This window comes from Armatimonadota bacterium, assembly GCA_035527535.1.
GTDB lineage: Bacteria > Armatimonadota > Hebobacteria.
The window spans coordinates 1-22457 of record DATLAK010000019.1 but is presented as its reverse complement, the minus strand read 5'-3'; the positions used below and the strand labels follow the sequence as shown (position 1 = coordinate 22457).

The 22457-nt window shown below is 68.9% G+C and carries 21 protein-coding genes; 18 read left to right on the top strand and 3 right to left on the bottom strand.

What is annotated here, in order from left to right; translation table 11 throughout:
* Positions 1 to 51: 51 nt before the first annotated feature.
* From VM221_00950 to VM221_00895, 12 genes are all read left to right on the top strand, one after another.
* Positions 52 to 447, top strand: coding sequence for a hypothetical protein (locus VM221_00950; protein ID HUT73386.1), 396 nt, complete (start codon positions 52 to 54; stop codon positions 445 to 447).
* 74 nt (positions 448 to 521) lie between these two features.
* The gene (gene purD, locus VM221_00945; GenBank protein HUT73385.1) at positions 522 to 1802 is read left to right on the top strand and encodes a phosphoribosylamine--glycine ligase; all 1281 of its coding nucleotides are present in this window, start codon (positions 522 to 524) and stop codon (positions 1800 to 1802) included.
* Between the two features lie 2 nt (positions 1803 to 1804).
* Positions 1805 to 2740 (top strand): ribose-phosphate pyrophosphokinase, encoded by a 936-nt coding sequence (locus tag VM221_00940; GenBank protein ID HUT73384.1) that lies wholly within the window; start codon positions 1805 to 1807, stop codon positions 2738 to 2740.
* Positions 2741 to 2873: 133 nt separating this feature from the next.
* Positions 2874 to 3365 (top strand): 5-(carboxyamino)imidazole ribonucleotide mutase, encoded by a 492-nt coding sequence (gene purE / locus VM221_00935; GenBank protein HUT73383.1) that lies wholly within the window; start codon positions 2874 to 2876, stop codon positions 3363 to 3365.
* A gap of 15 nt (positions 3366 to 3380) precedes the next feature.
* On the top strand, positions 3381 to 3683 hold the full coding sequence (locus VM221_00930; protein ID HUT73382.1) for a nucleotidyltransferase family protein: 303 nt from the start codon (positions 3381 to 3383) through the stop codon (positions 3681 to 3683).
* A gap of 179 nt (positions 3684 to 3862) precedes the next feature.
* Positions 3863 to 5191, top strand: coding sequence for an adenylosuccinate lyase (purB, locus tag VM221_00925; protein ID HUT73381.1), 1329 nt, complete (start codon positions 3863 to 3865; stop codon positions 5189 to 5191).
* Between the two features lie 163 nt (positions 5192 to 5354).
* Positions 5355 to 5609, top strand: coding sequence for a phosphoribosylformylglycinamidine synthase subunit PurS (purS, locus tag VM221_00920; protein HUT73380.1), 255 nt, complete (start codon positions 5355 to 5357; stop codon positions 5607 to 5609).
* 109 nt (positions 5610 to 5718) lie between these two features.
* Positions 5719 to 6408, top strand: a complete 690-nt coding sequence (gene purQ / locus VM221_00915) for a phosphoribosylformylglycinamidine synthase subunit PurQ (GenBank protein HUT73379.1) — start codon at positions 5719 to 5721, stop codon at positions 6406 to 6408.
* Positions 6409 to 6683: 275 nt separating this feature from the next.
* The gene (purL, locus tag VM221_00910) at positions 6684 to 8891 is read left to right on the top strand and encodes a phosphoribosylformylglycinamidine synthase subunit PurL (protein ID HUT73378.1); all 2208 of its coding nucleotides are present in this window, start codon (positions 6684 to 6686) and stop codon (positions 8889 to 8891) included.
* Positions 8892 to 8974: 83 nt separating this feature from the next.
* Positions 8975 to 10456, top strand: a complete 1482-nt coding sequence (gene purF, locus VM221_00905; GenBank protein HUT73377.1) for an amidophosphoribosyltransferase — start codon at positions 8975 to 8977, stop codon at positions 10454 to 10456.
* Positions 10453 to 11502: a phosphoribosylformylglycinamidine cyclo-ligase gene (gene purM / locus VM221_00900; protein ID HUT73376.1), complete on the top strand. Its 1050-nt coding sequence runs from the start codon at positions 10453 to 10455 to the stop codon at positions 11500 to 11502. Before purF ends, purM begins: the two co-directional genes overlap by 4 nt.
* A 3-nt stretch (positions 11503 to 11505) precedes the next feature.
* Positions 11506 to 12330 carry an acyl-CoA dehydratase activase gene (locus VM221_00895; GenBank protein HUT73375.1) on the top strand — a complete coding sequence of 275 codons (825 nt, stop codon included), beginning with the start codon at positions 11506 to 11508 and terminating at the stop codon, positions 12328 to 12330.
* Between the two features lie 92 nt (positions 12331 to 12422).
* On the opposite strand, the gene VM221_00890 is transcribed toward VM221_00895, so the two are convergent.
* The 3 genes from VM221_00890 to VM221_00880 all read right to left on the bottom strand — a co-directional run bounded on the left by VM221_00890 (position 12423) and on the right by VM221_00880 (position 14959).
* Positions 12423 to 13292 carry an SIMPL domain-containing protein gene (locus VM221_00890; protein ID HUT73374.1) on the bottom strand — a complete coding sequence of 290 codons (870 nt, stop codon included), beginning with the start codon at positions 13290 to 13292 and terminating at the stop codon, positions 12423 to 12425.
* 181 nt (positions 13293 to 13473) lie between these two features.
* A complete protein-coding gene (locus VM221_00885; GenBank protein HUT73373.1) occupies positions 13474 to 14217 on the bottom strand; it encodes a nucleotidyltransferase domain-containing protein in 744 nt (247 codons plus the stop codon).
* A 271-nt stretch (positions 14218 to 14488) separates the two neighbouring features.
* Complete coding sequence (locus VM221_00880) at positions 14489 to 14959, bottom strand: hypothetical protein (protein HUT73372.1); 471 nt, start codon at positions 14957 to 14959, stop codon at positions 14489 to 14491.
* Positions 14960 to 15272: 313 nt separating this feature from the next.
* Here VM221_00880 and VM221_00875 point away from each other — a divergent pair, with 313 nt between their 5' ends.
* From VM221_00875 to VM221_00850, 6 genes are all read left to right on the top strand, one after another.
* A complete protein-coding gene (locus VM221_00875; GenBank protein HUT73371.1) occupies positions 15273 to 17570 on the top strand; it encodes a glycoside hydrolase N-terminal domain-containing protein in 2298 nt (765 codons plus the stop codon).
* Between the two features lie 102 nt (positions 17571 to 17672).
* On the top strand, positions 17673 to 18800 hold the full coding sequence (locus VM221_00870; GenBank protein HUT73370.1) for an SLBB domain-containing protein: 1128 nt from the start codon (positions 17673 to 17675) through the stop codon (positions 18798 to 18800).
* A 19-nt stretch (positions 18801 to 18819) separates the two neighbouring features.
* A complete protein-coding gene (locus tag VM221_00865) occupies positions 18820 to 20220 on the top strand; it encodes a GNVR domain-containing protein (protein HUT73369.1) in 1401 nt (466 codons plus the stop codon).
* Positions 20221 to 20306: 86 nt separating this feature from the next.
* Complete coding sequence (locus tag VM221_00860) at positions 20307 to 20888, top strand: ImmA/IrrE family metallo-endopeptidase (GenBank protein ID HUT73368.1); 582 nt, start codon at positions 20307 to 20309, stop codon at positions 20886 to 20888.
* Between the two features lie 58 nt (positions 20889 to 20946).
* Entirely contained in the window at positions 20947 to 21786 is an 840-nt protein-coding gene (locus tag VM221_00855) for a hypothetical protein (protein HUT73367.1), read from the top strand.
* 29 nt (positions 21787 to 21815) lie between these two features.
* Positions 21816 to 22322: an isoprenylcysteine carboxylmethyltransferase family protein gene (locus VM221_00850; protein ID HUT73366.1), complete on the top strand. Its 507-nt coding sequence runs from the start codon at positions 21816 to 21818 to the stop codon at positions 22320 to 22322.
* Positions 22323 to 22457 lie beyond the last annotated feature (135 nt).

Below are 22457 nucleotides of genomic sequence, written 5' to 3'. Positions count from 1 at the left end.
CGCGCGCGGCCCGCCGGCGCCGGCGCCGTTCATACACGGGAGGCGACCACCGTGGACTACTTTCGCACCGCGGCCGCCGCGGTCACCGGGCTTCTCGGCCTGTGCTTTGTGATCGGCTTCTTCAAGGCCTTCCGCGAGCGCATCTACCTCGGCCTGCTCGGGCTGTCGTTCATGAGCCTCGCCGCCAACATGCTGGTGTCCGCACCCGAACTCGGCCGGGTCAAGCTGCTGTTGTGGGTGATCACCGGGCTCCTCTTCGTCGGCGCGTGCTGCCTCGCGGTGGCGCAGACGCTGGCGCAGATGCGCCTCATCCGGGAACGCCGCAAGGGGCTGGAGGCGGAGATGTGGGCCTACCTGGAGCAGCTCCAGCGGCGCAACGCAGAGCAAGGCAAGACCGCGGACGCCGCCGGGCCGCCCGCGGATTCCACTCCCGGCGGCGAGGGGTAGCGGCGCGGTCGCGGTGCCGCCTCACCCTCCCGACGCACGGCGCGGGAGGCATCTCGGGCGAACGGAGGCCGTGATTGAAGGTCCTGGTGGTCGGCTCCGGCGGGCGCGAGCACGCCCTGGTGTGGAAGATCGCGCAGAGCCCGCGGGTGAAGAGAATCTACTGCGCGCCGGGCAACGCGGGCATCGCGCAACAAGCGGAATGCGTGCCCATTGCCGCGACGGAGGTCTCAGCCCTGGCCGATTTCGCGCAGCGGGAGTCGGTGGATCTGACGGTGGTCGGTCCCGAGGCGCCGCTGGTCGCGGGGATCGCCGACGAGTTTCGCCGCCGCGGCCTGCGCATCTTCGGCCCCAGCAAAGGGGCTGCGGCGCTCGAGGGCAGCAAAGTCTTCGCCAAGACACTGATGGCGCGCCACGGCGTCCCCACGGCCTCCTTCGTCGTGTTCGATAACTACCAGCGCGCCCGCGACCACCTGCGCACCCTGGAGCCGCCCGTCGTCGTCAAGGCCGACGGCCTGGCGGCGGGTAAGGGCGTGACGGTGGCGCGGACGTCGGATGACGCCGGCGCGGCCCTGCACGCGATGATGGTCGAGCGCGCCTTCGGCGACGCCGGGGAGCGCGTCATCATCGAGCAATGCCTGAGCGGCCAGGAGGTCTCGGTCATGGCCTTCGCCGACGGGGAACATCTCGTGCCCATGGCCGCCGCCCAGGATCATAAACCCATCTTCGATGACGACCAGGGGCCCAACACCGGCGGTATGGGCTGCTACTCGCCGGTGCCGGCGATGGACGACGCCCTCTTCCAGGAGGCGCTGGAGCGGATCATGCGGCCGACCCTGCGCGCCATGGCGGCGGAGGGCTGCCCCTATTCGGGTGTGCTCTACGGCGGGTTGATGATGACCGAGTGCGGCCTGCAGGCGCTGGAGTTCAACTGCCGCTTCGGCGACCCGGAGACGCAGGTGGTGCTGCCGCGGATGGAGGCGGACCTGGTCGAGGTGCTGGAAGCCGCGGTGGAGGGGCACCTCGACCGGGTGGCGTGCGAATGGTCGTCGCGGGCGGCGGTGTGCGTGGTGATGGCGTCAGGCGGCTACCCCGGCATCTACGAAAAGGGCCGGGGGATCACCGATCTGGATCATGCCGAAGCTATTCCCGGCGTGACGGTATTCCACGCCGCCACGCGGCGCGAGGGCGACCAGTGGCGGACCGACGGCGGGCGGGTGCTGGGGGTGACCGGCCGGGGGGATACGCTGCCGGCGGCGATCGAGACCGCGTACCAGGGGGTGGCGGCCATTCACTTCGAGGGCGCCCACTATCGCCGCGACATCGGTCGCAAGGCGCTGGCGGCGGCGGGCGGGTAACCGTGAACGATCGTCTGAAGGTATTCTCGGGCACCTCCAATCCCCAGCTCGCGGGGGAGATCTGCGCGCACCTGGGCGTGCCGCTGGGTGACGCCACCATCTCCACCTTCAGCAATGATAACCTTTTCGTGCAGATCGGCGACAACGTGCGCGAGCGCGACGTCTTCGTCGTGCAGCCGGTGCAGACGCCGACCAGCATCGTCGAGCTGCTGCTCTTGCTGGACACCTTGCGCTCCGCGTCGGCCGCGCGCATCACCGCCGTCATTCCCTACTACTCCTACGCCCGCTCCGACAAGAAGGACATGCCGCGCATCTCCATCGCCGCGCGCCTGCTGGCCGATGTCATCGTGCGCGCGGGCGCCAACCGCGTGCTGACCATGACCCTGCACTCGGCGCAGGTGCAGGGGTTCTTCAGCGTCCCCTGCGACCATCTCGCCGCCACCCCCATCCTGTGCGACCACTTCGCCGCCAAGCTCGAGCTCTCGGATTTCGTGGCGCTGGCCGCCGACGCCGGCAGCGCCAAGCGCGCCGGCGCCTACGCGCAGCGCCTCAACCTCCCCCTCGCCTTCGTGGACAAACGCCGCGTCAGCGACCTCGACGTGGAGGTGCGCAGCGTGGTGGGAGAGGTGCGGGGCAAGCACGTCATCATCTTCGACGACGAGATCGCGGCCGCGGGGTCGCTGGCGGAGACGGTCAAGGCCATTCGCCGCTTCGACGTCGGCGACATCTACGCCGCCGCCACCCACGGCGTGCTGTCGGGGCCGGCGCCCGAGCGCATCCGCGACATGGATGTCCGCGAGGTGGTCGTCACCAACACCCTGCACGTCCCGCCCGAGAAGCGCGACGATAAGGTGACGGTGCTGTCGGTGGCGTCCCTGTTCGCGGAGGCGATCAAGCGCATCCATACGGGAGAGTCGGTCAGCGCGCTGTTCGGGTGATCGGGGATTGCTTACCACCAAGGCACAAAGACACGAAGGGGGCATCTCGGATCTCCGATCCAGGGCTTTCGTTTACTCAATGTCTTAGTGGTTCAAGTATGTCGTTCTTGTTTTCATGTGAGAGGAGCCTTCCATGCCCGCAGTGGTGGCCGTGATCATGGGCAGTGAATCCGACCTGGAGGTCATGCAGGACGCCCTGCGCACCCTCGACGAGCTGGGGATCGAGCGCGAGGCCCACGTCATGTCGGCGCATCGCTCGCCGGAGGTCGTAGCCCGCTTCGCCGCCGGGGCGAGCGACGCCGGACTGAAGGTCATCATCGCCGGGGCGGGCATGGCGGCGCACCTGGCGGGCGCGGTCGCGGCGCACACCACACTGCCGGTGATCGGCGTGCCCCTGGTGGCGGGGCACCTGGGTGGGATGGACGCCCTGCTGGCGACGGTGCAAATGCCGCGGGGGGTACCGGTGGCGACGGTAGCCACCAACGGCGCGCGCAACGCGGCGCTGCTGGCGGCGCAGATCCTCGCGCTCGAGGACTCCCGCCTGCGCGCCCGCCTCGACGCGCTCAAGCGCCAGATGGCGGAAGATCTGGCGGAGGCGTCGCGGCGGATAATGCAAAAGGCGTGAGGTGAGGCGACGAAGATGCCGCTAGCGGTTGACTTGGATCGAGAACGCATCGCGGGATTCTGTCGCAAATGGCGGGTGAAAGAGCTCGCCGTTTTCGGCTCCGCGCTGCGCGACGACTTCGCCCCTGATAGCGACGTGGACGTACTGGTGGAGTTCGCCCCGGACCACGGACTGAGCCTCTATGATTGGGTGGACATGATCGAGGAGCTGCAGGTGATCTTCGGGCGCAAGGTGGACCTGGTCGCGGAGGGCGGCCTCAAGGATCCCTTTCGGCGGGGGGAGATCCTGCGCACGGCCGAGGTGATCTATGCGTCCTGACCGGCGCGACGCCCGGGTCGCTGTCATTCCGAGCGCCAGCGAGGAATCCCCTGCCTCCAGATCCACCCGGTAGGGGATTTCTCGGTCGCTTCGCTCCGTCGAAATGACACCTCTTCATCCAATTCGACGGGGGGGGACGGATTGAGGGTGTTACACGCTCGCCTGATAGGAGCACTGCCTTGATCGAACGATACTCATACCCCGAAATGCGGGCCATCTGGGAGCCGGAGAACCGCTTCCAGGCATGGCTGGAGGTCGAGCTGCTGGTCGCCGAGGCGCTGGCGCAGTTGGGCGAGATCCCGGCGGAAGCCGCAGCCCGGATGCGCCAACACGCCCGCTTCGATGTTGATCGCATCATCGAGCTCGAGGGCGAGACCCCCGGCCGCGAGCCGCCGCCAGGCGTCAAGCCCCTGCGCCACGACTTGCTGGCATTCGTGCATTCCGTGCGCGAGAGCCTGGGCGACGAGGGGAAGTACCTTCACGTGGGGCTGACGTCGTATGACGTCGAGGATACCGCGCTAGGGATCATGCTCAAGCAGTCGGCGGACCTGCTGCTGGCCGACCTCGAGCGCGTGCATGAAGCGGTGCTGGAACGCGCGCGCGAGCACAAGTGGACGATCATGATGGGGCGCACCCACGCCGTGCACGCCGAGCCCATCACCTTCGGCTTCAAGCTCGCGGTGTGGCTGGGGGCCATCGAGCGCGCGCGGCGCCGCCTCGAGCAGGCGCGCGGCGAGGTCGCCGTGGGCAAGATCTCGGGCGCGGTCGGCACCTATGCCAATATCAGCCCGCAGGTGGAGCAACACGTCTGCGCCAAGCTCGGCCTGCAGGCGGCGCGCGCCTCGACCCAGATCGTGCAGCGCGACCGCCACGCCGCGTATCTGTGCGCGCTGGCGGTGATCGCGGGCTCCATCGAGCAGTTCGCCACCGAGATTCGCCACCTCGCCCGCACCGAGGTGCTGGAGGTCGAGGAGGCCTTCGGCGCCGGGCAGCGGGGGTCGTCGGCCATGCCCCATAAGCGCAACCCCATCGTCGCCGAGCGCCTGACCGGGATGGCGCGGCTGATGCGGTCTTACACCGTCCCCGCGCTGGAGAACATCGCCACCTGGCACGAGCGCGACCTGTCGAACAGCTCGGTGGAGCGCATCACCCTGCCCGACGCCAATATCCTGCTCGATTACATGCTGCGCAAGTTCGCCGACCTGGTGGCCGGGCTGCAAGTGAACGGGGAACGCATGGCCGCGAACCTCGACCTGCTGGGGGGCATGGTGTGCTCGCAACAGGTGATGCTGGAGCTGACGCGGAAAGGTTATGACCGGGACCAGGCGTATCAGTTGGTGCAGGGGCACGCGCGCCGCGCCTGGGACGAAGGAGCGAACTTCAAGGAGCTGGTGTTCGCCGACGCGGAGATTACCGGCGCGCTGTCCGCCGAGGAATTGGAGGCCTGCTTCGACCACCGCCGCCACCTGCGGCACCTGGAGCAGGTATTCGCGCGCTTCGGGATTTGAGGGCGGGAGACCAACCACAGAGAACACAGAGGACGCAGAGGCAAGCATCCACCGATTTCACAGATTACACAGATTTCAGAACGACCATTCATTCTAATCTGCGGAATCTGTGAAATCTGTGGACGTTTTCTCGTGATCTCTCCGCGGTGAATGAGGAATACGAATGTATCGTGCGCAGGTAACGATAACGCTCAAGCCGACCGTGCTCGACGCCCAGGGAGCGACGGTTGAACGGGCGCTGCACAACCTGGGGTTTGAGACGGTGGAGGGCGTGCGCATGGGCAAGCATGTGGAAGTCACGCTCGAAGCCCCCGACGCCGACGCCGCCCGCCGCCAGGTGGAGGACATGTGCCGGCAGCTGCTGGCCAACCCCATCATCGAGGAGTACCGGGTGGAGGTCTTCTCCGCCGGGGGGTGAGGGAGCATTTGAACCGCGGAGACCGCAGAGGATACATAGAGAAACATCCGCAGACGGGATGAAGCATTCTCCAATCTGCGCAATCTGCGGTTAGCATAGGAATCCAGTGATGAAGACCTTCGGGGTGGTGGTCTTTCCCGGATCTAATTGTGACCACGACTGCTACCATGCCGTCGCCCACGCCATGGGCGCGCAGGCGCGCTATGTCTGGCACCGCGACACCGACCTGTCGGGGCTGGACTGCGTCATCCTGCCGGGCGGGTTCACCTATGGCGACTACCTGCGCACCGGTGCCATCGCCCGCTTGTCGCCGGTGATGGGCGCGGTGGCGGAGTTCGCGCGCGCGGGCGGCCTGGTCATCGGCATCTGCAACGGGTTCCAAATCCTGCTCGAGGCGCAGCTGCTGCCGGGGGCGATGCGGCGCAACCAGAACCAGAAGTTCATCTGCAAACACCTCCACCTGCGCCTGGAGCAGCCGCGGACCCCGTTCACCGGCGCCGGTCGCGAGGGGCAGGTGCTGCGTATCCCCATCGCCCACGGCGAGGGCAACTACTACGCGGACACCGGAACCCTGCGCCGCCTGCGTGACAACGGGCAGATCGTGTTTCGCTATTGCCGGCCCGATGGCCGCGTGACGGTTGATGCGAACCCCAACGGCTCGATGGACAACATCGCCGGCATCTGCAACGAGGGGCGCAATGTTCTGGGGATGATGCCCCATCCCGAGCGCTGCGCCGAGGCGATCCTCGGCGCCAGCGACGGGCGGGTGATATTCGAGAGCATATTGCAGGCATTGTGAATCAGGGGAGGGATAATCCACAGATTACATAGATTACACAGACTGCGAAGATGTAGGGGTGTGATTTGGCTAGGCCTCAAGGCCGCCATCCCGGTCTCTGACCTAGGGACATCACGCCCATCCAGATTGGGCGCAGTGAACTGCGCCCCTACGTCTCGGGCACAGCATGCTGTGCCCCTACGGTGGCTGTCATCGGCGTCTATCGGCGTTCGTCGGCGGCTGATCTTGTCCCCATCTGTGTGATCTGTGGATGGCGCCTCCTGCGGATAATGGACATGATCGAACCCGCTGTCTATCGCGAGTTGGGCCTCAAGGACGAGGAATACCAGCGAATCGAGCAGTTGCTGGGGCGGGAGCCGACGCCGACGGAGCTGGCGATGTTCTCGGTCGAGTGGTCGGAGCACTGCGGCTACCCGCGCTCGCGGCCGCTGCTGGGACTGCTGCCGCGCGAGGGCAAGTTCGCACCCCAGGTCGCGGGCGACGCGGGGGGGGTCGAGATCGCCCCCGGCATCACCGTCCTGTTCAAGCTCGAAAGCCACAACCACCCCTCCCAGGTCGAGCCCAAGCAGGGCGCGGCCACCGGCGTGGGGGGGATCATCCGCGACATCTTCACCATGGGCGCGCGCCCCATCGCCTGCCTCAACTCGCTGCGCTTCGGCGAGCTGGAGACCAGCCTGGCCCGGTTCCTTTTCACGGGCGTGGTGGACGGCATCCAGTTCTACGGCAACTGCGTCGGCGTCCCCACCGTCGGCGGCGAGGTCTATTTCAACCGCTGCTACCGCGGCAACTGCCTGGTCAATGTCATGTGCGTCGGCGTCGTCCCCACCGACCGCATCGTCCTCGGCCGCGCCGACGGCCCCGGCAACGCGGTCATGTACGTCGGCTCCTCCACCGGGCGCGACGGCATCGGCGGCTGCAGCGTGCTGGCCAGCCACGAGTTCGGCGCGGACGAGGAGAAGCGCCCGACGGTGCAGATCGGCGATCCCTTTACCGAGAAGTGCCTGATCGAGGCCTGCCTGGAGGCGCTGGATACCGGCGCCATCGTCGGCATGAAGGACATGGGCGCGGCAGGGCTGACCTGCACCACCTGCGAGATGGCCGCCGCCGCCGGCACGGGCATGGATGTGGATCTCGCGCTGGTGCCGCGGCGCGAGGCGGGCATGGAACCCTACGAGCTGATGATGTCGGAGTCCCAGGAGCGGATGCTCCTCGCGGTTAAGGCCGGCGGGGAAGATCGCGTCGCCGCCATTTTCCACAAGTGGGACCTCAACGCGGTCGTCATCGGCCGCGTCACCGACGACGGCATCCTGCGCGTCCGCGACAACGGCAAGGTCGTGGCCGAGATGGACGCGCAAGAGCTCGCCAGCCCGCCTACCTATGACATGCCGGTCGAGGAGCCGCCGCACCTGCGCGAGGTACAGGCCCGCGACCTGTCGGCGCTGCGGCTGCCCCGGGACTACGGTCGCGTCTTGCTCGACCTGCTGGCGAGCCCCAACCTCGCCAGCAAGCGCTGGGTGTGGGAGCAGTACGACCACATGGTGCAGGTTAACACCGTCGTCTTGCCCGGCGGTGACGCGGCGGTGCTGCGCATCAAGGGCACGCCCCACGGGATCGCGGTGACCACCGACTGCAACAGCCGCTACTGCTATCTCGATCCCTACGTCGGCGCGCAGATCGCGGTCGCCGAGGCCGCGCGCAACGTCGTCTGCACCGGCGCCGAGCCGGCGGGCATCACCGACGGCCTCAACTTCGGCAACCCCGAGAAGCCCGACCGCTTCTGGCAGTTCCGCCGCGCGGTAGAGGGGCTGGTGGCGGCCTGTCGCGCCTTCCGTCTGCCGGTGGTGAGCGGCAATGTCAGCTTCTACAACGAGAGTCAGGCCGACGCGATCTACCCCACGCCGGTGATCGGCCTGGTGGGGGTGATCGAAGACCTTGAGCGCCGCGCGACGATTGATTTCAAGGAGGCGGGCGACGAGATTATCCTGCTCGGTGAGAGCCGCGACGAGCTGGGCGGCAGCGAGTACCTGGCCCTCGCCCACGGGCTGGAGGCGGGTCATCCCCCGGCGCTCGACCTGGGGCGCGAGCAGGCGGTGCAGGCGGCGTGCCTGGCGGCGATCCGCGCGGGGCTGGTGCGCTCGGCCCACGATTGCGCGGACGGCGGGCTGGCGGTGGCGCTGGCGGAAATGTGCATCCGCGGCAACCTCGGCGCGGAAATCAGGCTCCCTGCGGGCCCGGCAGACATTCGCCTCGACGCCGCGCTCTTCGGCGAGAGCCAATCGCGCATCGTCCTGGCGGTGCGCCCGCAGGAGGTGGAGGCGGTAACCCGCATCGCCGAGTCCCAGGGCGCGCCGTGGGCGCTCATTGGCAAGGTCGGCGGCGACAGCCTGCGCATTGAATCAGCTTCCGGCGCGGGTATCATTGACTTGCCGGTGGCCGAGATGGAACCGGCCTACGAGGGCGCGATCCCGGGGTTGATGGGGTAGCGGAGATGATCCGCAGATTTCGCAGATGACGCAGATTGACATGGACGGAAAGGCGTAGGGCAGGAGCTGGCCTCCTGCCCGATATGTCCAGCATGCACAGGCCCTGCTCTGCGTCCCGACATGAGGCCCCCCGCGAATCCTGCGGGGTCTTCGGCGTCTTCTCGCCCGGCGAAGACGTCGCGCGCATGGCATACTTCGGCCTCATCCAGCTCCAGCACCGCGGTGAGGAGAGCGCGGGGATTGCGGTCACCGGTGGCGGCAAGCTCAAGCTCCACCGCGGCATGGGTCTGGTCATGCAGGTGTTCGACGAGGACACCTTGGCCCTGCTCGGGGGCGATGCGGCCATCGGCCACAACCGCTACTCGACCATGGGCGGCAGCCACCCTGCCAACGCGCAGCCGCTGCTGACGCCGGTGCCGGGGTTCGGCGCCAACCTGGCGCTGGGCCACAACGGCAGCCTGGTCAACGCCCCGGAGCTGCGCCAGCGGCTGAACGCCGCCGGCATTCACCTCGAATCCACCACCGACAGCGAGATCATCGCCAAGCTCATCGCGCTTGAGGCCGACACCGCGCCCACTTTCCAGGACGCCATTCGCGCCGCCGCCTCCGCCTGCCAGGGCTCGTATTCCCTGACCATGCTGACCGATGGGCTCGGGCCGGGCGACCGCGAGGGGCGCTTGCTGGCGCTGCGCGACCCGTGGGGGGTGCGCCCGCTGTGCATCGGCGAACTGGACGCGGGGCGCTGCGTCATCGCCTCCGAGAGCTGCGCGTTGCCGGTGCTGGGCGCGCGCCTCGTGCGCGAGGTCGAGCGCGGAGAGCTGGTCATCGTGGGTCGCGACGGCCTGCGCTCGGTGCAACTGCTGGAGCCGCAGCGCCCGGCATTGTGCGTGTTCGAGTTCATCTACTTCGCGCGGCCCGACAGCGTCATCGCCGGCGTCCTGCTGCACCAGGCGCGCCGGCGTATGGGCCACGCGCTGGCGGCCGAGCATCCGGCGGCGGCGGACCTGGCGATTCCGGTGCCCGAGACCGGGTGGCCCGCCGCCATCGGCTATGCCGAGGCCGCGGGCATACCCTTGGGGCAGGGGCTAATCCGCAACCGCTACATCGGCCGCACCTTCATCCAGCCCGACCAGCGCATGCGCGAGCAAGGCGCACGACTCAAGTACGCCTCCCTCCACCAGGAGGTGGAGGGCAAGCGCCTGGTGGTTATTGACGATACCATCATCCGCGGCACCACCAAGGCCCAGACCGTGGGCCTGCTGCGCGACGCCGGCGCCGCCGAGGTGCACGTGCGCATCACCGCCCCGCCCTACCGCTACCCGTGCTTCTACGGGGTGGACACCAGCGCCCGCGGCACCCTCATCGCCGCCCGCGCCTCCTGCCTCGACGACATCCGCCGGGAAATCGGCGCCGACAGCCTCGGCTACCTCAGCGCCGACGGCCTCGTGCGCGCGGTCGGCTTGCCCCGTGAATCGCTGTGCATGGCCTGCCTCGAGGGCGAGTACCCGATCGAGGTCTCCGACGAACTGCTGGCGCAGAAGACGGCCCTGGAGCAACCTGGATGAAGAAAGCGAAGCCGCCCGGCCAACCCATGACCTATCGTGACGCGGGGGTGGATATCGAGGCCGCCGAACGCGCCCTCGACCGCGCCAAGCCCCACCTGCGCCGCACGTTCACCCCCCAGGTGCTGGCCGACATCGGCACCTTCGGCGCGCTGTTTGCGGTGCCGCCCGACCTTGAAGATCCCGTGCTCGTGTCGAGTTGTGACAGCGTCGGCACCAAGCTCAAGGTCGCCTTCATGACCAACCGCCACGACACGGTGGGCGAGGACCTGGTCAACCACTGCGTCAACGACATCCTGTGCCAGGGGGCGCGGCCGCTGTTCTTCCTGGATTACCTGGGGGTCGGCAAGCTCGACGGCGATGTGTTCGAGGCCATCATCACCGGCCTGGCGCGCGGCTGCGAGAACGCCGGGTGCGCCCTCATCGGCGGCGAGACGGCGGAGCTGCCCGGGTTCTATGCCGCGGGCGAATACGACCTCGCGGGCTTCATCGTGGGCGCGGTCGAGCGCGGGCGCATCATCACCGGCGAGAAGGTCGCCCCGGGCGATGTACTGCTCGGCCTGGCCTCCAATGGCCTGCACACCAACGGCTACTCGCTGGCGCGCAAGGCGCTGTTCGAGATCGCGGGATACAAGCCCGACGATACCGTCGAATCCCTGGGCGGCACCGTCGCCGACGAGCTGCTGCGCGTCCACCGCAGCTATGCGCCGGCGGTGCTGCCGCTGCTGGCCGACGACACGGTGCGCGGCGTCGCCCACATCACCGGCGGCGGCATCCCCGACAACCTGCGGCGCGTCCTGCCCGCGGGCTGCCGCGCCGTCATCCGCCGCGGCGCGTGGATCGTGCCGCCCATCTTCGACCTCATCCGCGACCGCGCGCGGGTCTCCGACGAGGAGATGTTCCACACCTTCAACATGGGCATCGGCCTCGTCCTCGTGGTGGAGGGCGCGCGGGCCGAGGAGGTCTGCGAGCGCCTGGCGCGCGCCGGCGAGCCATGCTACCACCTGGGCGAGATCGTCCGCGGCGAGCGCGCGGTGGAGATAGGGTAGGCAGTGGAACAGGCTTGCCCCGAGCGCAGCCGAGGGGTCGCCGGCGTGGACCTGGGCTCGCGCACGATCAAGGTGGTGGTGCTGGAGCGCGGGCAGGTAGTCGGGTCGGCGATTACCGACACCGGGCCCGACATGACCGCGCGCGCGCGCAAGCTGCTCGAACCCTATGACCCCGCTCGCATCATCGCCACCGGCTACGGGCGCCACCTCGCCGCCGCCGATTTCGCCCACGAAGCCGTCACCGAGATCACCGCTTACGCCCTCGGCGCGCGGCATCTCTTCCCCGCGTGCCGCACCGTCATTGACGTCGGCGGCCAGGACAGCAAGGCCATCGCCCTCGAGGAGCGCGGAGGCTTTCGCGACTTCGAGATGAACGACCGCTGCGCCGCCGGCACCGGGCGCTTCCTCGAGATCATGGCGCGCGCGCTTGGCTTCTCCGTCGAGTCCTTCGGCGACGCGGCGCTGGAGGCGGCTAGGTCGCTGCCAGCGACCGCCGTGGCGGCCGAAGGCCTAGCCACCGATCACCCCGTCGCCATCAGCAGCGTCTGCACCGTCTTCGCCGAAACCGAAGTGATCTCGCTGCTCGCGCGGAATGAGCACCCGCGCAAGATCGCGCTGGGCATTCATCACGCCATCGCCGACCGCCTGGCGATCATGGTGGGACGCGTCGGCGCGCGGCCCGAGGTCGTATTCGCGGGCGGCGTGGCCCTCAATCCGTGCATCGTGCGACTGCTCGGCGAGCGCCTGGGCGTGGACATTCGCGTGCCCGAAGGCCCGCAACTCGTGGGCGCCCTCGGCGCCGCCCTGCGCGCGAGGGCAAAGAATTAGCCGCCGATCAACGCGGATGGGCGGAAGAGTGACCTTCCTCGCCATCCGCGTCCTCTGAGGCGTCGGTCTCTGCGACGCGGCCCCGCTGCGCCCTATGGCGCGGGCAGGAACTTGGTGTCGCCCGCGTTGTAGTCCAGCTCGTAGCTGACGCTGACCGTCGCCGTCACCTCGAGCATGCCCGCGGTGACGGAGGTGGGGGTCGCCGCGGCCTCGGCCGAGCGGCCGGCGTAAGTGGCCTGCACCTGCCGCAATTCCATGTACGGGCGGGCGTAGCCGGGATTGATGCTGCGCACCCCGACGATCTTGCGCCCCGCGGCGGCGGCCACCGCCTCCGCCGTCGCCTGCGCGTCCTTCATTGCCCTGGTCAGCGCCTCGCGCATGGCGGAGCGGTCGTCCTTCTCCAGGGAGTAGGCGACGCTGGTGATCTGGTTGGTGCCCGCCGCCATCAGCGCGTCAATGACCTTGCCAGTTCCCGCCGACAGCTCCTCCCGCGTGCCCTGCAGCCGCACCGTCAGGCTGTTGGCGGCGCGATACCCCAGCGTCACCGGCACCGAGACGTCGAAGTTGGAGTCCCGGATCTCCATCCCCGACACCTTCCACGGGATGTCCCATTTCGCGGGGTCCACCTTGAGCGACACGCGGGCGTCGCGGGTGACCCGCTCCATCGTATAGTCGAGGGTCTTGGTGGTGGCGTTGGGGAGCTTGAGCGCCTTGACCGCCGCCATCGCTCGCTGCGCGATCTGGGCGTTGCGCTCGCGCGCCTGCTCCACCGTCTCCCCCTCGGTGATGATGCTGGCGGTGACGCGCGCGGTGTCGGGCGCGATCTCCACCGTGCCGGTGCCGCTGACCGACATCATCGGGTGCCCGATGGTCGTCACCTGCCCCTGCACCATCTCCGCCGACGCCGCCCCGCCCAGCGCCAGCGCCATGACACATACTCCGACCATCCATAATGTACGCATGGTTCTCCCTCCCTCACGTTGTCGTTTTCGGCAGACGATAACCGGCTCTTGGACTTCCGGGCCAGGGGCAAGGTTCCTGTGCCGCGATGTGGGGGTACGGGCACGCGGTTGGGTGCAGCGACCAACCCCTCTCCCTTGCGGGGAGAGGATGGGTGAGGGTCAGAGGCGGTTGGGTGCACCCTCATCCCCGACAAGTCGGAGCCTCTCCGTGCGAGGGAGAGGCGTGTTCGGAGACCCGCGCCACCATGCTCCGGCTCCAGCGCTCGAGGAGCTCGAAGTAGCAGAGGGGCCTTGCCGTGCGGTCAGCCTCGCTCTCGCGCCAGTCGCGCGCCACAGCAACTACGGCCCGGTCATCTTCGTCGTTCAGGACCTGCAACAGGTCAGTCTTCCGCGCGAAGAACTGGCTGCTCTGCACGAGTATCCACTCCTGGAGGGCGTAGAAGGACTCCTTGAACGGATAGCACAGGCTGTGCACCTTCTGCCTCAAATCGTGGGGGAAGAGCAAGTAATGCCGCGTGGCGAGCAGGTTGTAGGAGGCTTTCGCGCGGATATCCTGCATGAGGTCAGCGTTGGTTGGTTTCCCGACTATGCCAGCCATGCTGCCGTGTAGCACCTTGCAGCCATAGAAGTACTGCACCGGCGCCTCCGACCGCGGACGCGCTTGCATCTCCGCCACCGAGTTGAAAAGGCCGCTCGCCATCCGCCCCCCATCGGCCATGTTGCTAATCACGTCCCGGTACGCGGCCAGATCCTCCGCCTCGATATGATCGAGGATGACCATGGTGTCAATGTCGCTGTCCGGCGTCGCCTCGCCCCGCGCCCAACTTCCGTGGTGGCCCACGAACAGCAGGCGCTGGCCGAAGGCCTGGCGCAGACGGGCGAGGAACTCCGCCAGCCATTGATTAACCGTCGCCTGGTCGGCCACACGACCCTCCTTGCCCACCGGGAATGGCATAAAGGCTGTGCACAGCATGCTGTGCCCCTATTGACTTTCGCCAAGTAGGTTGACGATGCAATCATCCGGTGGCGCCCCGACATGCCGGGGCGAGAATGCCGGCGGGCGAGACGCCCGCCCCACCATGGCCATTTCCCCATCGGCGTTGTCAACGTAATGGGCGAGACTCAATAAGATCGCGGCGCCTGGCTTGGCCGCGCATATCCGCGGGCAGTCCCATCGCGGTTCGGGCTCGCCCCTGCTACTCGAACTCCCCCGCCACTTTGCCCTGCCAACCGCTGGTGCTGGTTATGAGCCACCGCCCGTGGCGCTTGCGCAGGTGGAGGTTAACGGTAGCGGAGTAGTGGTCGGTCTTGCGGCCGCGCTCGTAGATCGCGGCCTCGCCTGCCAGGCGCACGTCGGCGCGGCCGCCGCGGATGACCACTTTCATCTCCTCGATGATGACCTGGGGCGTTCCCCGGGTGCGCAGCAACTCCAGGCTCAGGCGGTGGAGGTCGCGCTTGGTGAGACCGGAATCGTCGCGGTAGTCGTCGGAGATGGCGCTGACGATCATGCGCGGGCGCTTGGTCTCGACCCCACGCTTGATGCTCTCCAGCAGCCGGTTGATCTGCTCGCGGTCGGACAGCGGCGGATGGGTAAGCCGCCACGCCGCATATCCCCCGCCGCCGAGGAGAAGGACGATCCCCGCCGCGATCAGGCGCCTGCGCCACATGAATACATTCTAGCGATACCGACGCGGCCTGGCAACCTGGGCCGGCGCGCGGGGTATGACCTCGGAGAGTGGGGATCGCCGGCAGACTTGTAGGGGCGCAGCATGCTGCGCCCACTCCCAGCCGAGGGCGGCTGGGCCACATTTCCTGTTGGGTCACCCAGCCATCCCCCTAGGAAAGGTCATAGCCGGCCCGCGGCGCCGGTCCTGCAATGCCGGGCGGCCCCGGAGAGGTGGAGGCCCGGGGCGCACCGAAGTAACGACGCCCAGCCGGAGCGGCATCGGCGCCCGGCACCCATTCCGATGGAGGGTTCCCTTGCATACGGTCATTCGCTTGCAGCAGCCGGCGGGGCGCTGGATGGATGGTTTCCCGCTGGGCAACGGGCGCCTGGGCGCCATGGTGCTGGGGGGACTGCCGACCGCGCGCCTGGCCCTCAATCACGAGAAGCTGTGGCGCGGCAAGACCCGCGACCGCACTACCGAGGCGAAGCACCAGCACCTGCCGGAGATCCGCCGGCTGTTCTTCGCCGGCAAGTTGATGGAGGCCGCCGAGCTCGCCGTCCGCCACCTCAGCGGCCACGACCGCCGCGTGCAGCCCTATCAGCCCGTGGGCGACCTTACCATGGAGTCGCCGGGGCACGAGCTCGCGACCGCCTCCGATTACGTCCGCACCCTCGACCTCGCCGAGGGCCTGGCGCACGTCACCTACGCCTGCCAGGGGCGGTGCTGGCGGCAAACCTGCTTCGTCTCGGCGCCACACCAGGCGGTTATCCTGCGGGTGACCTGCGACCGACCGGCAGGCATCACCGCCGCGATCGCGCTCGACCGCGTGGAGGATCCCGAGTGCGGGCTTGCGCCGTGGGCGCAGGATGACATCTGCGGCTTCGTGGGGCGCTTCGAGGAGGGCATCGAGTTCACCGCCGGCCTGCGCGTGGTCGCGCGCGGCGGCGCGATCACGTCGGCGACGGACGGCCGCGCACTTCTACACGTCGTGGCGGCGGACGAACTGTTGGTGCTGGCGGCGGTGGAGGTCTCGCTCGACGGCGACCCCACCCGCGAGGCGTGCGTGACCCGCCTGGCGGCGCTCCCGGACGACTTCGACGCGCTGCGGGAGGCGCACCTGGCCGAGCACCGCGTGCTTTTCGACCGTGTGCAGTTGGCGCTGGGCGATCCCTCCCAGGCGAGCCCGGACCTGCCCACCGACGAGCGCGTACAGGCGCTGCGCGCGGGCGGCGCGGATGCGGACCTGTTCGCGCTCTACTTCCAGTTGGGCCGTTACCTGCTGATGGCGAGCTCCCGCTCCTGCGACCAGCCCGCCAACCTGCAGGGCATCTGGAACGAGGAGCTGCGGCCGCCCTGGGACGCGGATTTCCACCACGACGTCAACATCGAGATGAACTACTGGCCGGCGGAGGTCGCCAACCTCGCGGAATGCGCCCAGCCCCTGTTCGCCTACCTCGAGCGCGCCCTGCCCCAGGGGCGCAAGGCGGCGCAAGACCTCTACGGCTGTCGCGGCATCGTGCTGCCGATTCAGACCGATGTCTGGGATCGCGCGACCCCGGAGGCGCCGTGCTGGGATGTGTGGACCGGCGCCGCCGCCTGGCTTGCCCAGCACCTGTGGTGGCATTACGAGTACACGCAAGACGCCGATTTCCTGCGCGACCACGCCTACCCGTTCATCAAGCAGGTCGCGGCTTTCTACGCGGACTACCTGGTGCGCGACCCGCAAGGGCGGCTGGTGACGGTGCCGTCGCAGTCGCCAGAGAACCGGTTCGTCGGCGGCTCGACCCCGATCAGCCTGTGCGTGGCGGCGACGATGGATCTCGAATTGATCCACGAGGTCTTGACCCACGCCATCGCCGCCGCCGAGGCGCTGGGCGGCGACGGGCCGGAGCGCGAGCGCTGGCGGAGGATACTCGAGGACCTGCCGCCGCTGCAGGTGGGCCGCCACGACCAGTTGCAGGAGTGGCTGGAGGACTACGAGGAGGTCGAGCCCGGCCACCGCCACCTGTCGCATCTCTATGCCGTGTTCCCCGGCGACCAGATCACGCCGGATACCGCCGAGCTGTGGCGAGCCGCGCGCGTATCGCTGGAGCGCCGCCTGGCCGCGGGCGGCGGTCACACCGGCTGGAGCCGGGCGTGGGTGGCGGCATTGTGGGCGCGCTTCGGCGAGGGCGACCTTGCCCATCAGCACCTGGTGCGCCTCATCGCCGATCAGTCCCTGCGCAACCTGCTCGACCTGCATCCGCCGGAGATCTTTCAGATCGAGGGTAACTTCGGCGGGGCGGCGGTGATCGCCGAGATGCTGCTGCAAAGCCACGGGGAAGTGATGCGCCTGCTGCCGGCGCTGCCCTCGGCCTGGCCGCAAGGGACGGTCAGCGGACTGCGCGCTCGCGGCGGCTTCGAGGTGGACATCGCGTGGGCGGACGGGAGGCTCGAATCCGCCTCGATCACCAGCCTCGCGGGGCGCCCGTGCGTGCTAGGCGGCGGCCGCGACCTGCGCGTAACCCGTGACGGTCAGCCCGTGGCTACCGCCCGGGATGACCGTGGGCACCTGCGCTGGCCGACCGTGCGCGGCCAACGATATGAGGTTGTCCCTGAGGCAAGTCGCTAGCCCGCATGCGGTTCGGTTAGGGTGACGACTATGTCATCCGGTCGCGCCTTGACAGCGAATGAGGGTTCCCATATACTCTCGGTGACCGGGAGGCCAGGTCGAGTGAGCTGCGTGAGAATCCCACTGGCGGCGGCGGTGCTGGCGCTGATCCCGTCCCTTGGTTTCGCCTACACCCTCGGTGCCGGCGACGACATCGCGGTCGAAGTGCGCGCCGCGCAGACCACGCTGTCGTTGCGCATGGTGGTGTCGGTTGACGGGCGCATCGCCATCGCGCCTGCCGGCGCTTTTGTCGCCGCCGGCAAGACGCCCGCCGAGCTGGAGAGAGAGATCGCCGAGGGGCTGGGCAACTACTACGTGGGCCCGGTGCAAGCGGTGGTGCTGGTGGTAGCGCCCAAGCAGGTGAAGGTGTCGGTGCTGGGCGAGGTGGGGCAACCCGGGGAGCAGAGCCTGCCCGGCGATCGGCCCTTGCTGTCGCAGGCGATCGCGAAGGCCGGCGGATTGGCGCCGCAGGCCTCGTGGCGGCGGGTGACGCTGGTGCGCGGGGGACAGGCGTTGGGCCCGTTTGACCTCTACGCGATCCTCAAGCGAGGCCGGAGCGAACTCGACATGATGCTGCGGCCCGACGACGTCATCTACGTTCCGGCGCGCGAGCAGTGGGCGAGCGTCGTGGGCCCGGCGCAGGAGCCGGGGGTGTACGAACTGCTGCCCGGGGATCGCGTCACCACCCTCATCGCGACCGCCGGTGGGCTGACCTTGGACGCCGACCAAGAGCGTGCGGTCATCGAGCGCGGCAGTCGCACGGTCGAGGTCGTCTTGCGCGCGGCGCTGTTGCATCCGGGCGGGGGCGAGGACCTGCTGCTGGAAGCGAGCGACGTCGTGCGCTTGGGCAGCCGCCGGTCCCAGGTGTACGTCCTGGGTGAGGTGACGGAGCCGGGCGCCCGGCCCTACGATGACAACCGCGCGCTGCTTGACTACATCGGCGCCGCCGGGGGGATGACGACCCGCGCCGCCCCGCACAAGGTGGCGATCGTGCGCCCGGGCGCTCCCGCGCCGACGGTCATTCCCGTTGACCTCACCGAGCTGACGGCCGGGCGGGCGCAGCGGGCGGCGCCCCCACTCCAGCCCGGGGACCTCATCTTCGTCCCCGAGCGCCGCCTCGCCACCGTGCAGGACTGGACCGGCATCGCGCAGGTGCTGGTCACGTTTCTGGTCGGCGGCAAGGTCTTCTGAGGTGGAACCGGATTTCTCATTGTCCGAGCTCGCGCGCGCGATGTGGCATCGCCGGCGGCTGGTCGCAGTCATCATCGTGGCCTGCGTCGCGGCAGCGGGCATCGTCACCCGTCTCCAGCCCAAGGTTTACCGCGCGCAGACCAGCGTCTTCTTCCCGCAATCACGCGAGACGGCTCTCGGCGCCGCGCTCGGAGCGGCAGGGCAGAACCCGGTGCTGCTGTCAGCGCTCGGGGGCGTGGCAGGAGGCTCCGCCGCAGCAGGCCTGTGCAAGGCGATCGCGGAAAGCTACTCGGTGCAAGCCGAGATCTGCCGCGGCTTCCGCCTCCAGCGCCGCTTCCGGGCCGATAGCTTGCAGGAGGCGGCGAACCAGCTGCGCGACGCCACCTGGGTTAACATCACCCCCGAGGGCCTGCTCGTGATCCGCGTGGACACCACCGACGCCGAGCTGTCCGCGGATCTGGCCAACGCCTATGACCGCGTGGTCGAGCGCCGCTACCGCGACAGCAGCGTCGCGCGCGCCCGCCAGGAGCGGGAGTTCCTGGCGGCGCGGGGCGCGCAGGCGGCAGCCGAGTTGACGCGCGCCGAGACGGAGCTCAAGGCCTACCAGCAGCGCGCGGACGCGGTGCTGGTGCCGGAGGAGGCGCCGCCCATCTTACAGCAGCTCGCCGATGCGCGCACTGAGCAGGCGCGCGCGGAGGTGGAGTCGGAGGCCCTGCGACGGCGCCGCGACAACGCGGTGGCGCAGCTGGGTCGGCTGGCGGTGGAGGAAGGTGACAAGGCAAGCGAGCGATCGGTTTATCGCGTGCCCTGGGAGCTGAGCAGCGAGACCACCGCCGATAACCCCGACATCGCCGATCTGCGCGCCAACCTGGTGGCCCTGGAGGTCAAGCTGGCGGCCGCGCGCCACAACTTGACCAGCGAGCATCCCGACGTCAAGCGTTTGCAGACCGAGGTCGAGGAGACGCGCACACGCCTGGCGCAGGAGGCGCGCAAGGCCGTCACCTCGGAAACCCGCACCCGCAGCCCGGTGTACGCCGCCGCCCTGGAGCAGGTGGTGAGCCTGGAGACGGAGGCGATGGCCCAGGAGGCGCGAGCGCGGGGGTTGGGGGAACTGGTGCGTCGGATGGAGTCGCAGGCGGCGGCGCTGCCGCAGCGGCTGCTGCAATACTCGCGCCTTGACCGCGAGGTGCGCGCGCGGGAGGCGGTGGCTACCACCCTCGAGTCCCAGCTGGAGGCAGCCAAGCTCAAGGCGCTGCAAGAGCAGCCGGTGTTCGAGGTGTTGGATGCGGCGGTGCCCCCGGAACGCCACTACCGCCCCAAGTTGCTGGTCAATGTCGCGGTGGCGTTTATTTTCGGCGCGTTTTTCGGGATCGCCATCGCCGCCGCGCTGGGCGCGCCCCCCCGCGAGCCCGCCGCCTGACGATCGCGCCGCCAGCCATTGCGGGGACAGTCGACTTAATTGATAGTCCCGTTCCGGAAATTAAGTCGACTGTCCCCGGAACTAGAATGCAACCTGAGGCGCGCGAACAAGTGGAGCGGAAGCTCGACCGATTGCTGCACCGCTTCGCCTACGTGCGGCGCGACAACATCGAGGCGGTGGCAGGGCGCTTCGCCGAGTTGGTCAAGGCCGGCGCGCCGCCGCGCGATCCGCGCCTGCTGCTGCCGCGAGTGGGGATCGGGGTCGAGCGGGGCGTGGTGTCGCCGCCGCAGCGCGCGCGCTGGGAGCGCCGCGGCGACGGCTACGTCATCACCGTGTCCGCTTACGAATCGCTCCCCGCCCAGTCATTCGCTGCGTGGCGCGAGGCGTTCGTGCTGCTGGCGGCACGGCGGGCTTTCCCCACCGCCTTGTCCCAGGTCGGGCTGGAGCGGCTGGCGAATAAGTTCGCCACCGCCGCGCTGATGCCCGCGGAGGCGATGATGGCGGCGGCGCGGCGCTTCGCCACCAACCGGGAGGCGCTGGCCGAGGTGCTGGCGGAGCGCTTCGCGGTGAGCCTGACCGCCATGCGCAAGCGCCTGTACGAGCTGGAGATCCTGCGCCCGCGCTCGCGCGGCGTTCACCTGCCGCCGCAAGACGAGCCGGGCGGCTGAGGGTCGGCGGCGCGGGGCGAGTCACCTCGGCGCGCCCGGAACGTGGTGGGAGGTGGGTGTGACCATACCGACGACGAGCATCGGCGGACGGACCCTAAGCCGCCTGGTGTGCGGCAGCAACAGCTTCCTGGGCTTCTCGCACTTTTCGGCGGCGCGCGACCACTGGCTGCGGCGCCATTTCGACGTCGGGCGCATGGTCGAGGTGCTGGCGGCCGCGAGCGAGATGAGCGTCAACGGCCTGGTGGGGCCGGCCGACGAGCGCCTGCAGCAGGCCCTGCGGCGGCATGACGCCGAGACCGGGCGCGAAATGGTGTGGATCTCCACCACCTACGGCCACGTGGACCTCGAGCGGCAGAAGCGCGAGGTGCGCCAGCTTGCGCAGTGGGGCGCGCCGATCTGTCTCATCCACGCCAGCTACACGGATACGCACCTGCGCACCGCCGACAACACCATCGAGGGCATGGAAAAGCTGCTCGGCCTGGTGCGCAGCCTGGGGATGACGCCGGGGGTCAGCACCCACCGCCCGGATGCGCTGCGCGCCTGCGACGCCGCGGGCTATGACATCGAGTGCTACATCCTGCCGCTCAACGTCATCGGCTTTCTGTCCAATGTCGAGACCAACTGGGTGGCGAAGATCATCCGCGACACGCCCAAGCCGGTGGTGTGCATCAAGCCGCTGGCGGCGGGCCGGCTCATGCCGTTCGAGGGGCTCGACTTCGTCTATCACTCGATCAAGCCCACCGACACGGTGGCGGTCGGCCTGCTCAGCCCGGAGGAGGCACGCGAGGACGCAACCATCGCCGCCGAGATCCTGGCGGGGATGGAGGTCTCCGCGTCGGCGACCGGCCTGCCCACCTCGCCGAGCAAGAGCACGGTCGGGGGCGAGCAGCATCGCTGATGCGCGAGGCCGGCGGCCGCAGACAGACGATGGTCGAAAAGCGCAAGGACGGCAACGGCGGTTCCCTGCTGGCGCTGCGCCTGGCCTACTACGGTGAGGTCGTGGTAGCGCTCATCGAGTACGCCGCGCGTGGGCTGGAGCGCCGCTGGTTCTTCGTCGCGGGGGCCAACCAGTTCGCGCTGGCGGTGACGGGGCTGGTGCTGGTGATAGGCGGGCTGTCTCTACGCATCGCCGCCGGTCGGACGCTGGGGCGGTGGTGGTCGCTGCGCGCGGAGATCAGGGAGGGCCAGCCGCTGGTGCGCACGGGGGTGTACCGGGTGATACGCCACCCCGCCTACCTGGGCATGCTCATCGTCTGCCTCGGCATCCCCCTGGCGTTCCAGAGCATCTGGGCGGCGGTGGTGATGGTGCTCGGCATGTGGCCGACGATTGCCCACCGCATCACCATCGAGGAGCGCCTGCTCGAACAGCACTTCGGCGAGGACTACCGCGCCTACGCTCGCCGCACCGCCCGCCTGATCCCCGGCCTCTACTAGTGTAGTGTCCCAGCAATATATTGACAATAACGCTCCATGGTGTTATTCTCCGGAGCATGTGGGAAAAAGCCAAAACGCTGAAGATGACGAACGAGCAGCGCACAACACTGGAATCTTGGCGGCGAGCCAAGACCA

What these genes read in the sequence shown, in the direction of transcription:
- purE (HUT73383.1), top strand. Translation starts at nt 2,874, where the DNA reads ATGCCCGCAGTGGTGGCCGTGATCATGGGCAGTGAATCCGACCTGGAG.
- VM221_00930 (HUT73382.1), top strand. Translation starts at nt 3,381, where the DNA reads ATGCCGCTAGCGGTTGACTTGGATCGAGAACGCATCGCGGGATTCTGT.
- purS (HUT73380.1), top strand. Translation starts at nt 5,355, where the DNA reads ATGTATCGTGCGCAGGTAACGATAACGCTCAAGCCGACCGTGCTCGAC.
- purQ (HUT73379.1), top strand. Translation starts at nt 5,719, where the DNA reads ATGAAGACCTTCGGGGTGGTGGTCTTTCCCGGATCTAATTGTGACCAC.
- purL (HUT73378.1), top strand. Translation starts at nt 6,684, where the DNA reads ATGATCGAACCCGCTGTCTATCGCGAGTTGGGCCTCAAGGACGAGGAA.
- purF (HUT73377.1), top strand. Translation starts at nt 8,975, where the DNA reads ATGTCCAGCATGCACAGGCCCTGCTCTGCGTCCCGACATGAGGCCCCC.
- purM (HUT73376.1), top strand. Translation starts at nt 10,453, where the DNA reads ATGAAGAAAGCGAAGCCGCCCGGCCAACCCATGACCTATCGTGACGCG.
- VM221_00890 (HUT73374.1), bottom strand. Translation starts at nt 13,292, where the DNA reads ATGCGTACATTATGGATGGTCGGAGTATGTGTCATGGCGCTGGCGCTG.
- VM221_00880 (HUT73372.1), bottom strand. Translation starts at nt 14,959, where the DNA reads ATGTGGCGCAGGCGCCTGATCGCGGCGGGGATCGTCCTTCTCCTCGGC.
- VM221_00860 (HUT73368.1), top strand. Translation starts at nt 20,307, where the DNA reads ATGCAACCTGAGGCGCGCGAACAAGTGGAGCGGAAGCTCGACCGATTG.
- VM221_00850 (HUT73366.1), top strand. Translation starts at nt 21,816, where the DNA reads ATGGTCGAAAAGCGCAAGGACGGCAACGGCGGTTCCCTGCTGGCGCTG.